This window comes from Companilactobacillus kimchiensis (assembly GCF_001438805.1).
GTDB lineage: Bacteria > Bacillota > Bacilli > Lactobacillales > Lactobacillaceae > Companilactobacillus > Companilactobacillus kimchiensis.
Map to the genome: position 1 here is coordinate 44,408 of NZ_JQCF01000004.1, position 13,801 is coordinate 58,208.

Consider the following 13,801-nt stretch of genomic DNA (forward strand, 5'->3'; position numbering starts at 1 on the left):
CTTCTTACTGCTACGCTACCGAATTTCTAAATATAAAACAAATTTTTAGTCTTGAGAATAAAAAAAATAGAGCTTTCGCCCTACTTTTATCAATTATTGGAATTTTTAAACGCATAGTCGATAAATTGCTTCAGCAAAAATTTCCATAGCTTTCAACATATCAGCCTTGCTCCAATTTTCATTAGCTTGATGCATGAAGTCTGGAGTTGTTGGTAACATCCCACCAAAAGCTACACAGTTATGCATAGTTCTAGCAAAAGTTGCGCCACCAGAAATAGCTGGTTTAGACTCTGTATCACCAGTTAGATCTTGATATGTCTGCATCAAGGTCTTAACTAATTCACTGTCAGTTGGAACATACAATGGGGCTACATAGTCAAAGTTCTCATACTTCATACCATATTTTCCAACGGCGTCTGAAACTTGCTTAATCAATTGATCATGATCGATTTTAACAGGAATACGCATATCAATTTGCATTCTTGATTCTTCTGGAGTGATCTTCAAACTAGAAATATTGAAAGTTAATTTACCGGAAACTTCATCAGAAACATCACCTAAAAGATTAGTAGCATTAGCATCCTCACCAAATGCCCTCAAAAATTGTAGAACCTTGATATCAGGGAAAACATCAGCTAAAGCCATTGCTAATCTAACCACAGCATTAGTTCCTTCAGGAGCATTCATAGCATGAACTGATTTTCCGTGAACTTCGATTTCACCATCTTTTTGATCAGCAGCAAAATCATATTTTTTCAATGCAGCTAGAACTTCGGCTTGTTTAGGACCATTGTAAACTGCCTTGCCAGGTACCGCGTTAAAAGCATTTTCTAAATCCAGATTCAATTCAGTTGAACCAGGACCAGTTAAATATGATTGTTGTAATCCTTTTTCAGCATAGATCAATGGAAATTCAGCATCAGGAGCAATCCCCAAGTCAATTGGGTCTTCCTTCTTGTTATATTCAGCCAAACATCTCCACAAGATTTCTTCATCGGTTCCAAAGATCACACGAATCTTCTTATTGAATTTGTAACCTTTGTCTAGAATAGCTTTGATGGCATAGATAGCGGCAATTGTAGGTCCCTTATCATCTTGGGTTCCACGACCAAATAATTTATCATCCTTGATAGTCAATTTATATGGATCAACGGTCCAGTCATCGATGTTACCTGCTGGAACTTCATCCAAATGACCAACGATACCGAAGGTTTCTTTGCCTTCACCAATATCAGCATAACCATAATAACCGTCTGGATCCTCATGAGTTTTGAAACCCAAGTTAGTTGCTAATTCCATTGCCTTATCAAGAGCAGCTTTAGGACCCTTACCAAATGGTGCCTTAGGTTCTGCTGGTCCGTTATAAGAAGCAATCCCTACTAATTCACCTAAATCCTTAATAGCCTCGTCTTGAATCTTGTCAGTAATAAACTTTTCCATTGTAAAATCCCTCCAGAAATATTTAAAAACTATTTAAACATTGAACAGATAACTAAGAATACTGCAATGACCACGAACAATATCGCGACCAGTTTCCACATGTACTTCCACCATTTAACAATATCAACGTGTCCAATTGCTAAGGCACCCATAACGATACCGGAAGTTGGTGTGACCAAGTTAACTAAACCAGAAGCTGATTGATAGGCCGTAATAACCAGTGAACCATCAACACCAGAAAACTTACCGAGTGGTCCCATGATTCCCATCGTAGCAGCAGCTAAGCCAGAAGTTGATGGAATCAAGAATGACATTGGAATATAGAAGATATAAGTCAAAACAATGAAGACGCCCGCTGAAAGATTTTGAAGTCCATTTTCACCAGCGTGGAGAACTGTTGCTGTGATGTAACCATTGTTCATGATAACTTGAATACCACGAGCAACTGCAACGATAATAGCAACACTCAAGAACTCAGTCATACCACCTAAAAAGGCATCAATATATTCTGATTCTTTCATACCAAAGACAAACATAATAACTACTGACATCATAAAGAACAAAGTTGTGATTTCAGTAAAGTACCATGTACCAAGTGGTGCAATATCCTTACCAATCAAGGCACCTAAGAATGGCACATGAGTTAGCCACTTAGTAAAACCGTCAAAGAAAGTCCAGTTAGGATTCAAACTTGACCAAGGAATCAAACTAGTGATCATAACTACGAAAGTTAAACCAAAAAGCCAAAGTACACTCTTTTGTTTCTTAGTTAATTTTTCACCGATAGTTCTTTCGGCCATTGAAAATTCTTTTAGATCTTTTTGACGACGTTCAAAGACATATGATTGTGATGGATCTTTTTTAACTTTATCAGCATAGTGCATTACATAAGCAATACTGATGCCAGTTACAATAATCAACAAAATAAATCTTGGAATCAAACCATCACCAGGCGAAATATTGATTGTCTGTGAAGCAACACCTGTTGCAAAGGGGTTAACTGTTGAAGCTAAACACCCTACTTGTGAACCAATCAAAGCTAAAGAAATCGCCGTGATCGAGTCATAACCAACACTGATCATAACGGGAATCAAAATTGGGTAAAAGGCAATTGTTTCTTCACCCATTCCGTAAGTAGATCCACCGATAGCAAATAATATCATTAAAATTGGAATAAGGGCTTTTTCCTTACCCTTATACTTTTGAACTGTAGAACTAATTCCGTCATCTAAAGCCTTAGTTTTATTGACAACTCCTAAGAACCCACCGATAACTAAAATGAATAATGAAACTGAAATAGAACCTTCAGTTACATCAGTACCAACCATCCCGTTGATTGGTGCCATGAAAACATCCCAAATACCCTGAGGACTGCTTGTTCGGGCTTTGTATGTACCTGCTATAATATTTCCCGCCTTAGTGGTAGCATACTGACCTGCGGGTATAATCCAAGTTAAAATTGCAACTAGAATTATGAGGAAAAACAAAATTGTATAAGCTGATGGCATTTGCCATTTTTTTGCCTTTTTTCCCATGAATCAACCCTCCTATATTTATAATATAGTTTCAGGATATACGATAAAATAAACTATTACAATGGTTTCCAAAGAAATATTTTTAAATAAATTTCCTTACAACAGCGGTTGTGTAAACGTTTACAGAATATTACAATATTATTAGATTTAAAAAGGAGACATTAGAATGACTGATACAATTGAGTTCGGAAAAAGGATCAATCATCGTCCAATAACCATCAGTTTGATTTTGAGTTTTATCGCTGGTGCATTAGGGTTCATCACCAACATCAAAATTTCGATATTATCATTTTTAAGTGTTTTATTTTTATTACTTTGCGTTTATTTTCCTATCAATTTACGAACACTTTTTGGACATTGGCAATTAGAAAACCATGGAATTTCGTATTATAAAATGAACTCCTATCGGGATAAGTTAAAATTAATTTTGTTTCCTAATAGTGTGGACTTCCAATTTATCAGCTTTTCACAAATTAAAAGCTTTCAGGTTATCGAACGTGAAACTACCTATTCACTGTCCGATATCTTAACTATTAAACCCGCTAAACAGTCATATTTTCCTTGGGCTAGAAAACCATTTCTGCTAAAACTCGAATTAAACAAAAGTGACATTTATTTGGACCTGTCATTTGATCAGCTGCATGATTCAAAAAACACCCTGTACCGTTTAAGTAACGTCTTAAAAGTTTTAGACCAAAAAATCAATTAAAAAAGCTAAGATGAAATTTTAATTTTCATCTTAGCTTTTTTAATTGACTTTAATTGTTCCTGACTTAGCATGAACTGTCAGATTATATTGAGGGTCATTACCAACTGTACCTTCTTTCAAACCCTGAACATCATGCTTAAAGGTTGCCACATTACTAATTTTGACTGTTCCACTTCTTGCCTCTAGGTCAAAATCATACGAATCACTAGTTGGCATCGACAACTTAACAGTTCCACTATTATTTTCAACCGAAATATCACCAATTATTTTAGCAAAATCAATTTTAATAATACCCGATTTTGCCCAAACCTTTCCAGCACCACCCAGATCAATTCCCTTAATGGTTCCGCTTCTAGCTGAAATATTGTAATTGGAACTGAAAACATTATCCAATCTGACAACACCGCTTCTAGACTCTAAAGTTAATTCATCTTTGGCATTCACATCTTCCAACGTTACTTTACCGGAATTAGCATTGATCAATAAATGATCCAATTCAATATTGTGAGTATAAATCAACCCACTGCGAACATTGATCAAAACATCTTTCAAATTTTTTAGATCCATCATCTGTAAATTACCACTACGATTATTGATCCTAATATTCCCAGCAAAATCATTTGGTATCATGATTTGTACTTTTACTCTTAGTGGTAAAAAGTGTGGTATCCGTCCCTGAATAATTGTTAAAGTTCCATTAATTAACTCAGTTTTAACTTGGTAATCAGGATTGGAACGAGACATAAACTCACGAATAATAATTTTATCACCCGCTGTTGGTAAAATTTTGACCGTTGCGTCTTGATAAGCAATATCGATTTTATTAACTTCATCAGTCTTGAATTCATTAACATCAGTCATTGGTAATGATTCAACGTGAACTTCAGTTTCATAATTGTCATCATCAAAGTTGGCATTAAAATGATCAAAGGAACTTTTTTTAGGACCATTAAAATTAATTCCATCTTCATTAATGACCATATTGCCTAATTTAACCCCATTCTCATCGATCCGCATCGTCTTACCATTATTGACAGTAATACCACTATCGTTAATATCCAAAACCTTGCCATTATCGATTCGAATGCTATCTTGGTCAATATCAATATTATGTTCGTGAATTGTCTTATGATATTGGTTCTCTGAATCAGTTTTAGTTTCATTTAGAACTTGATTGATAACCTCATCAATATCACCAAATTCTTTGAAAGCTTGTGTTACTGCCTCAGACTCTGTAACTTCTTCAGTCAATTTATCCTCGGCCGAAGCAACCAAATCGGATGATAATTCTTCTTTTAATTCTTGTAAATCTTTGGTATCCGGATAATCAGCGAATATTTTAGTTAATTTTTCATCAATTAATTTATTTAACAACTCATTCATGATTCTCGATCCTTCCTAAAATCAAATTGTCGATCACACCTTTAGCAAAATCCCAGGCTTTAATATTCTCAGCCAAGGTTGTTTTTCCTTGAGTGGTTATTTGATAATACTTGCGGCGGCCACCTTGGCTTTCATCACCCCAATAACTGGAAATATCACCATTCTTTTCTAATCGTCTGAAAACTGTATAAAGTGTAGCTTCATTCAGTTCATAAGCCTCATGGCTTAATTCCTTAACCATCTTGGCAATCTCATAACCATAACTATCGCCTTGATTCAGAATATTTAATACGATGGTTGTGGTATGGCCTCGAATAATATCCTTCGAAATTAATGGTTTCATTGTTCTTACCTACCTTCATTTCTATAATGATAATTTATCACCAATTACTGTGTGTGTCAAAGTAATTGTTTCAAGTAAGTATTTTATTGTAAGAAACAAAAAAATACAGTAATCTAAAAAACGATCACTGCAGCTTGTTTACCATAACGCCAGAAGGCTTGTTCTATTCTTTAGTCCATGGTCAAATGACTCATAAATTCATCTTTTTGTAAGTAATCCTGTTGCCGTTGTCTCAGACGTTCATCAAAACCTGCACAAAGATACTTTTCTTCATCTGTTTCAGGAAAAATTTTAGGCAATTCAATCTGGCCAGCTGAACGCAAAGTCATCAACGTACAAAAACTAGTAAAAGCAATTTCCGTCACGTCTGTTTTTAAATCGTGACTGATGATCTTAGTAAAGACCTCAATTTGGCGGTCGCTAACACCTGTCACAAACGATTCCATCTTAATATACTTATCCGTCGTAATGGGACGCCAGAAATTAATATGATCATATCCAACTGTTGCAATTTTGGCATGGACTAATTTAAAACTGGCTAATCCAGCATTTTCATCCAGTAAACTGAGTGTTTTACCACCAAAAAGAGTTTGTTTATCATTTAAATCACCATCAAAAATAATTCTTTCACTGACAGTTCGTGTTTGTTGACATGTTTTTTGTCCCATAATTTACCTCTCAAGTAATTGTAACTTTTTGAAATATTATTTAGCAATTATTTTTTAATCAAATATAACTACTAAATCAATTAAAATTGTTAAAACTATATTATTATAGAAGTAATACATCTCTGGAGGAATAATATGGCTTTTCTACTTTGGTACACAAATTATTTTATCGATATAACTTCAAAAAATCTTGTCGATCCTAAAACCATCAAAACTATTGCTGAACTAGGTGACGTTACTGCTAACGGTGACTTTTCAGCTTGGCACGTCAAATCACAATTGGCTGAAGATGATTTCAAAAGACACTTAGATAAAATCCTAATCGATAACACTGAGATCGACCCTATCGATGTCACTGTAACTAAAGGGATTGATGGTGGTCCTTTAAAGATGCTCTAAGCGAAATTGATATTTATCAGTTTCGTTTTTTATTGCTTCTAGATAGGCTGTCATTAGCAACCGCTTGCGAAACATTATATAATGAATGAAATTACTTTAAAAAGGAAGTTATTCTATGATTATAATTGCACTTTCCGCTGTTATTTTACCCTTGATTTTACTAGGCATTCTCAATATGCCGGCAACCAAAGGGATGTCGATCAGTGCATTAATTGTTTTATTAGAGGGATTTTTCATTTGGAAAATGCCCTTTAAGGTCCTCTTAGCTTCAATTTTTCAATCAATTCATAAATCATTACCAATCCTATGGATTCTATTTGGAGCTCTAATGATGCTCAACATGTTACAACATACCAGGGCAATTGATCGTATCAATTCTGGCTTTCATTCACTATCGGCAGATATGCGTTTACAGGTCATCTTAGTGGCTTTCCTTTTTGGCGGTTTAATTGAAGGTGTTTCTGGATTCGGAACGCCTGCTATGGTTACTGCCCCTTTAATGATTGCTTTAGGATTTTCACCAATGGCCGCTGTTACCTTAGCACTGGTAGCCGATTCAACGCCTGCTTCCTTTGGTGCCGTTGGAACCCCTTTGACCGTTGGATTAAGTAACGTCAGTGAAAAAGCCGATTTTCTCAATGCCATCGGTCGTCAAATCACCCAGCTCGATCTTTTCTCAGGTGTTTTTATGCCGCTGATCCTAATCTTCATGCTGACTTTTCTCTTTGGTAAAAAAGATGGTCATAATCTAAAGGACTGGCTTGTTTTAGTACCCTGGACACTTTTCATTGGAATTGTTTATAGTCTGTCAGCTTTATTGATATCCTTCACTATCAGTTATGAATTTGTTTCGATTCTAGCACCATTTATCACTATAATTATTGCTATTATAACTATTAAATTAAAATTTCTTCTACCAAAAACTGTTTTTGAACATCCCTGGACTACTTCCACCAAAGAAATTAAAACTACGACTAATTCAATGTCTTTGTTAACAGCCTGGGCACCTTATATCTTTGTTATCTTATTACTGCTGGCGACTCGTACAATCATGCCATTAAAGAATTTTTTAGTTAATAATATTAATCTGTCTTGGAAAAACATTTTAGGTTTCGCTCAAATTAATTCGGATTGGGAATTTCTCTACTCACCGGGAACATTGTTAACCATCGCCGTCCTCTTTGGATTATTGATTCAAGCCAAGACTTTGAAGAGTTTTCTTCCAACTGCTAAAAAAGTTGTCTTTTCAATGAAATCAACTGCTTTAGCTTTAATTGTTACATTGATCATGGTCCAAATCTTTACCAATTCAGAATTAAATCTAGCAAAATTACCTAGTATGCCCGTCTATATTGCTCAAATCATTTCCAAATATTTATCATCAATCTGGATCATCATTGCTCCTTTCTTGGGTCAATTAGGTTCATTTGTTACTGGAAGTACCACCGTTTCCACTTTGACCTTTGGTCAGATTCAAGCAGATATTGCGACTAATGCTCAGGTCAACAAAGAACTTGTTCTAGCTGCACAATTGATTGGTGCTGCCGCTGGTAATATGATTTGTGTTCATAACATTGTTTCTGTTAGTTCTGTAGTTGGACTCTCTGGTCAAGAGGGAAATATTCTTAGAAAAACAGTCCTACCAGCACTGTTATATGGGTTATTAGTTGGTATCGTTGGATTCATCTTTACTTTATTCATGTAACCAAAAAATGAATCCTCTGGTCATTGATGCCATCCCTAGTTTTCACAGTTGTATCTAATGGTTGATAAGGGTGATTTTTTTACTTGAACCCAAGTCCCATTATTAAATTCTCTAATGCATATTAGGATAGCTTGATAAAAATAAATGTTATTATTCATGCATATACTAATGCTTCAGGGAGGTAATCTCATGGAAATCGGTTCACTTGCTGAATGGGTTGAAGGTTGCGGTGAATTACTAGCTGTTTCCGTTGCTCTTTTCTTACCTTATTACCAACAAAGAAAGGCCAATAGGGAAAAAAATCAACGTGCTAAACAAGTTATCATTGGTACTGCTAGTGCACTTTTAAATCAAGGAAAGATTCAAAATTCAATCAATTATAAAGAATTACAACAATTTATTTCCATTTACTCAGTTCTAGCTACTAATAGCAAAATTATTACGATTATTGAATTGGGTGATGATATTTTGGATACTATTGGTGACAACAATGAACTAAACGATGATCAAAAAAAACAAATTCAGAGCAGTATTGATCAATTAAAAACTGTTAAATCATAAAAAAGTAAAAGGATCACTCGGTAGACTGGAGTGATCCTTTTTACTTTTTATGACTCAGTGTTGACTGATAACACCGCTATAATACTACAACCCAATATTAGTAAACTTGAAATATCAAGCTATGAAAGGCAACGCTTTCTAAAAAAGGACAAAAAAATAAGCCATCAAACTTCACAATGGCTTAGCTGGCAGCCTATTCAGCATGAAATGAGGCGCCTGAATTGGCATCTAATTCAATTTTTTTTGTTTCATCAATATCGGTGATTTTAATATTAGTCTTATCCCTTACTGGAGCGTCCGCAATTGCAGCCGAATAGCTTAAATTAACTTGTTCGGCAGATAAATATTGATTGATTTTTTCCAAAAACATTGGTCCATTATAGATAAAACCTGTATAAACTTGGATTAGATTGGCGCCAGCAACTAAAGCCGCCTTGGCATCTTCTGGAGTAAAAACCCCACCTGAAAACATAATTGGCAAATCAGGAAAATTTTCTCGAATACTCTTAGTTAAACTCAATGACTTCTTGAAGATTGGCTTACCGCTGAGACCACCACCTTCAATTCGATGTTCTGATTTTAAGTTATCGTGTACAGAACTTGGATTTGAGGCAGTATTAGTTAAAATAACCCCATCCATTAAACCAGCAGTTTCCTTCAATAATTCAATCAATTGTTCAGGTGTGATGTCATTCCCAAATTTGCAAAAAACTGGTTCCTTAATATGTAAGTTATGAATTTTTTCTAATAAACGTTTTGCAACTGGAGCCTCTTGTAAAGTGGTAACGCCCTTTTGATTGGGGCAGCTTTGGTTCAAGGCAATATAATCGCCAAATGAATGAATTTCTTTAATATCAGCCACCATTTCATCAATCATTTCTTCACTATTCAAACCATGTCCAGGGGCGACACTGATACCAATTTTGACATGCTTAGGAGTATTAGCCAGATGTTTTCTGGTTGTTTCAACACCCAAATTATTCAAACCCATACGATTGATAATGGCCTTATCTTCAGGCAAACGAAAAATCCGTTTTTTTTCATTTCCAGGTTGTTCATTCTTAGTAATGCTACCAATTTCAACGAAACCAGCTCCTAAAGCACCTAAGCTATTGTAAAATTCAGCTTTTTTATCAAATCCAGCCGCAATCCCAATAGGTGAATCAAAGGTTACCCCTTTAACAGTTACTTTGAGATCAGCTCTTTTTTTAGTTAAAAACATTGTCCTTAAAACTTGTGGTGTTTTATTAAACATTTTTAAACCAGCTGCCACTAAATGATGATCGACTTCAGGATCAATTTTAAAGATAGCCGGACGAACAATTTTATATAAGTCCATTATTTACCCCAACTTTCTGGCGCTTGATACCATTGTTGCAACAATTCCATGTCACTTTCTTCAACATAAGATTCTTGTTGAGCAACTTTGATCATAGTTGGATAGTCAGTCAAAGTAAATAATTGAGTCTTCGCATCGGCAAAGTTCTTCGTACTTTCTGGGAGGTCATAGGAGAAAATGGCAACCGTTCCGATAACTTCTCCACCCTCTTCTCGAATCGCTTTGACAGCCTTTAAAATACTGCCACCAGTTGAAATTAAGTCATCAATCAAAACAACTTTGTCACCCTTTTGACAGCGACCTTCAATTTGGCTTTTCTTACCATGATCCTTTTTTTGAGGGCGTACATAATTCAGTGGTAAATTCAAAATATTAGAAACCCCAGTAGCGTGAGGAATTCCAGCCGTAGCCACTCCTCCGATTACTTCAACCTCAGGATATTTTTCCATAATTAAATCAGCCAAATCATGGGCAATTGTTTGGCGAAAATCTGGATAAGCAATCGTTAAACGATTATCGGTATAAATCGGTGACTTAATACCACTGGCCCAAGTAAAAGGCTCTTTGGGACTGAGTGTGACCGCCTTAATTTTTAATAATTGACCTGCTATATTATCGGCAACTGCTTTTTTATCCATTATTTATTCCACTCCTCGCAAATATTCATGTACGCTTGATAACCATTTGAAGCTTGAGTTATTGGACGACCAACAACGATACCATCACTGCCTAAACTTCTTGCCTGAGCTGGTGTAGCAACACGTTTTTGATCACCAACTTGAGCTGACTTGGGTCTAATACCTGGGGTTACACAGAGAAAATCAGAACTAGTAACTTCTTTGATCATTGGAACTTCCAGAGCTGATGAAATTACTCCGTCGGCGCCATTATCATAGGCTAATTTTGCTAGATGTGTCACATAATCTTGTGACTTTAAAGGAACTTGCAATTCATGGGCTAATTCAGTTTGTCCTAAGGATGTCAGTTGCGTCACAGCCAATAATTTAGTAACTGATCCATCTAATCCAGCCTTGGCAGCCGCAATCATCTCAGCACCACCACTAGCATGGACTGTTAACATTTGAACATCCCATTTAGCAATCATTTCACAGGTTCTTTTAACCGTATTGGGAATATCGTGTAGTTTCAAATCCAAGAAAAAATTATAACCACGATCTCTGAGACTTTTAACAAATGGATATCCAAATTGACAGAACATTTCCAAGCCAATCTTCAAAAACAATTTCTCATCTTTCGGAAACTGATTCAAAAAATTGATACATTCAAAGTCATCTGCAAAATCTAGCGCTACTATTACTGGTTTGTTCATCTTTACCCCTACCCTTTATTTTGAATAAACACATTCTCCGTTAACATATGTCTGTACAGTTTCTCCAAATACTTTGTCACCAATAAATGGACTGTTGGTACCTTTAGAAATAAAATCGGTTTGTTTGATCTCGTATTCATCATCTAGATTTATAATCGTAAAATCAGCTGGTTGACCTAGTTTAATTACACCAGCTTGTTTTAAATCGAAAATTTTAGCCGGATTTTCAGTCATTAAAGCTAAGAGTTCTTCTAAACTAATGATGCCAGTCTTAACTAATTTCGTATACATCAGTGGAAATGATGTTTCAATTCCAGTAATTCCAAAAGCACTTTTAGCAAAGCCTTGATTCTTTTCTGATTCGGCATGTGGCGCATGATCTGTGGCAATCATATCAATCGTGCCATCTTGCAAACCAGCTATCAAAGCTCGTCTATCTGTTTCTGATCTTAATGGTGGATTCATTTTGAAATTCGCATCATCAGTTAAAATATCTTGGTCACTCAACAATAAATGGTGTGGTGAAGCTTCACAAGTAACGTTAATTCCTGCATCCTTAGCCATTCTAACCAGTTCTACGCCATCCTTAGTTGAGATATGGCAGACGTGATAATGAACGCCAGTTTCTTTTGCTAATACTAAATCTCTAGCTAATTGTGAAGTTTCGGCAACTTGTTGAATCCCTGGTAATCCTAGTCGTTGTGAGGCAGAACCAAAGTTGATTACCCCTTTATTAAAGAGATTCTTATCTTCAACATGAGCCGCTAAATGACTACCAATAGCCGCAATTCTTGCCATCGCCATAAACATCGATTGGGCATTCATAATCCCATGTCCATCGTTTGAAAAGGCAAAGGCTCCTAGTTTGGCTAGTTTTTCGATATCTACTAATTGATCACTAGTTTCGTCTAATGTAACTGGCGCATATTGTAAAGTATTGATCACTGAATTAGCTTGATTCAACTTAATTTGTTGCAAAAATTTTTCAGCATTATCTGGTACTGGAGTCACATTAGGCATGGCACCAACCGTGGTGAATCCTCCATGCGCAGAGGCCTCAGTCCCTGTTTTGATAGTTTCTTTATGAACTTGTCCTGGTTCTCTGAAATGAACATGGACGTCTACTAATCCTGGCGTAACCAAATTGAATTTGGCGTCAACCACCTGGGCATCTGAAACTAAGATATGTTCGGCAATTTTAGTAAATTTACCATCTTCAATTAAAACATCACAATTAATTAATTTATTAGCGTAAAATAGCTTGGCGTTTTTTATCAGTAATTTCATTGCCAGAGTTATCTCCTTCCAAAACAGCTTCGATCATTGCCATTCTCATGTAAACTCCATTTGACATTTGAGGGAAAATATATGATTTACAACATTCAACCACATCATCACCAATTTCAGCTCCACGATTGACTGGTGCCGGGTGCATGATCATAGCATCATCTTTCATCAAATTAACTCGATCCATATTTAAACCATATTTAGCAAAATAATCATCTTTCGAGAAGTTTTTGTTTTCTTCAGCTGATAAACGCTCGTGTTGAACTCTTAATAACATAACTACGTCCATCTCTTTACAAAGATCATCAACGTTCATATGTGGTCCCATTTGAGCAAATTCAGGTGTATACCATGCATCCAGACCACCGAAGTACATTTGAGCACCTAATCGAGTCAAAATTTCCGCATTTGAATGGGCCACTCGAGAATGACTAAGATCACCGATAATTCCTATTTTTAAACCTTCAAAGCTACCGAAGTGTTCATAAATCGTCATCAAGTCTAAAAGTGATTGGGAAGGATGTTGACCAGTTCCATCGCCACCGTTGATGATATGGATTTTTAAATCATGATTGTTAACTAAATCTTCATAATATTTATCTTGGCTATGGCGAATGACAGCTACTGAAGCGCCAATACTTTCTTCAGTTTTGACCGTGTCATATAAACTTTCACCTTTAGTAGTTGATGATGTTGCAGCTTCAAATTCAATTTCGTTCATCCCTAATTTCATTTCAGCGACTTGGAAGCTTGATTTAGTTCTTGTACTATTCTCAAAAAAAAGATTGATGGCAAATTTATTTTGACCGATCACCGATTTTTTGCCAGCCTTAAACTCCAGAGCTGAGTCTATTAAGTCATAGACCTCTTGGTTTGATAGTTGTGACATAGAAAGTATGTTTTTCATTGTTTTCCTCCAAATTAAAAGGGATAGCCCTTATCCGGCTACCCCTAAAAGTTTGGTATTATCCCAATCAACCTTTTAGACCTCGCCGGATCTATTTAAAAGTTCCCTGATTTTTTCTTAAGTAAACAAAAAACTTCCTACCCACAAGGAGAGGAAGTTTACACTTTGGTTGTTAAATGTGTAAGTAACCTTCCA

General features: G+C 35.8%; 14 protein-coding genes. 4 read left to right on the forward strand and 10 right to left on the reverse strand.

The features are described 5' to 3' along the window. Positions 1-105 precede the first annotated feature (105 nt). Together IV57_RS03280 and IV57_RS03285 are read right to left on the reverse strand one after the other, a co-directional pair. Complete coding sequence (locus tag IV57_RS03280; RefSeq protein ID WP_057880069.1) at positions 106-1,440, reverse strand: M20 family metallopeptidase; 1,335 nt, start codon at positions 1,438-1,440, stop codon at positions 106-108. 29 nt (positions 1,441-1,469) lie between these two features. Continuing rightward, positions 1,470-2,975 carry a YfcC family protein gene (locus tag IV57_RS03285; RefSeq protein WP_057880070.1) on the reverse strand — a complete coding sequence of 502 codons (1,506 nt, stop codon included), beginning with the start codon at positions 2,973-2,975 and terminating at the stop codon, positions 1,470-1,472. Positions 2,976-3,141: 166 nt separating this feature from the next. On the opposite strand from IV57_RS03285, the gene IV57_RS03290 reads away from it, so the two are divergent. Beyond that, positions 3,142-3,684 (forward strand): hypothetical protein, encoded by a 543-nt coding sequence (locus tag IV57_RS03290; RefSeq protein ID WP_057880071.1) that lies wholly within the window; start codon positions 3,142-3,144, stop codon positions 3,682-3,684. A gap of 39 nt (positions 3,685-3,723) precedes the next feature. Here IV57_RS03290 and IV57_RS03295 read toward each other — a convergent pair whose 3' ends face one another. From IV57_RS03295 to IV57_RS03305, 3 genes are all read right to left on the reverse strand, one after another. Continuing rightward, positions 3,724-5,067: a DUF4097 family beta strand repeat-containing protein gene (locus IV57_RS03295; protein WP_057880072.1), complete on the reverse strand. Its 1,344-nt coding sequence runs from the start codon at positions 5,065-5,067 to the stop codon at positions 3,724-3,726. After that, the gene (locus IV57_RS03300) at positions 5,060-5,410 is read right to left on the reverse strand and encodes a PadR family transcriptional regulator (protein ID WP_057880073.1); all 351 of its coding nucleotides are present in this window, start codon (positions 5,408-5,410) and stop codon (positions 5,060-5,062) included. Before IV57_RS03300 ends, IV57_RS03295 begins: the two co-directional genes overlap by 8 nt. A gap of 170 nt (positions 5,411-5,580) precedes the next feature. After that, complete coding sequence (locus IV57_RS03305) at positions 5,581-6,078, reverse strand: acyl-CoA thioesterase (protein WP_057880074.1); 498 nt, start codon at positions 6,076-6,078, stop codon at positions 5,581-5,583. A 135-nt stretch (positions 6,079-6,213) separates the two neighbouring features. Here IV57_RS03305 and IV57_RS03310 point away from each other — a divergent pair, with 135 nt between their 5' ends. From IV57_RS03310 to IV57_RS03320, 3 genes are all read left to right on the forward strand, one after another. Further along, entirely contained in the window at positions 6,214-6,477 is a 264-nt protein-coding gene (locus IV57_RS03310; protein ID WP_057880075.1) for a hypothetical protein, read from the forward strand. Positions 6,478-6,592: 115 nt separating this feature from the next. After that, a complete protein-coding gene (locus IV57_RS03315) occupies positions 6,593-8,182 on the forward strand; it encodes an L-lactate permease (protein ID WP_057880076.1) in 1,590 nt (529 codons plus the stop codon). A 189-nt stretch (positions 8,183-8,371) separates the two neighbouring features. After that, positions 8,372-8,743, forward strand: a complete 372-nt coding sequence (locus tag IV57_RS03320; protein ID WP_057880077.1) for a hypothetical protein — start codon at positions 8,372-8,374, stop codon at positions 8,741-8,743. Positions 8,744-8,936: 193 nt separating this feature from the next. Here IV57_RS03320 and IV57_RS03325 read toward each other — a convergent pair whose 3' ends face one another. The 5 genes from IV57_RS03325 to IV57_RS03345 are packed head-to-tail and all read right to left on the reverse strand — an operon-like array spanning position 8,937 to position 13,606. Beyond that, positions 8,937-10,082, reverse strand: coding sequence for a quinone-dependent dihydroorotate dehydrogenase (locus IV57_RS03325; RefSeq protein WP_057880078.1), 1,146 nt, complete (start codon positions 10,080-10,082; stop codon positions 8,937-8,939). Beyond that, entirely contained in the window at positions 10,082-10,720 is a 639-nt protein-coding gene (gene pyrE, locus IV57_RS03330) for an orotate phosphoribosyltransferase (RefSeq protein WP_057880079.1), read from the reverse strand. Before pyrE ends, IV57_RS03325 begins: the two co-directional genes overlap by 1 nt. Then, positions 10,720-11,412 (reverse strand): orotidine-5'-phosphate decarboxylase, encoded by a 693-nt coding sequence (gene pyrF, locus IV57_RS03335; protein ID WP_057880080.1) that lies wholly within the window; start codon positions 11,410-11,412, stop codon positions 10,720-10,722. The genes pyrE and pyrF overlap by 1 nt, the downstream gene beginning before the upstream one ends. 15 nt (positions 11,413-11,427) lie before the next feature. After that, positions 11,428-12,699, reverse strand: coding sequence for a dihydroorotase (locus tag IV57_RS03340; protein ID WP_057880081.1), 1,272 nt, complete (start codon positions 12,697-12,699; stop codon positions 11,428-11,430). After that, positions 12,659-13,606, reverse strand: a complete 948-nt coding sequence (locus tag IV57_RS03345; protein WP_057880082.1) for an aspartate carbamoyltransferase catalytic subunit — start codon at positions 13,604-13,606, stop codon at positions 12,659-12,661. Before IV57_RS03345 ends, IV57_RS03340 begins: the two co-directional genes overlap by 41 nt. Between the last annotated feature and the right edge of the window lie 195 nt (positions 13,607-13,801).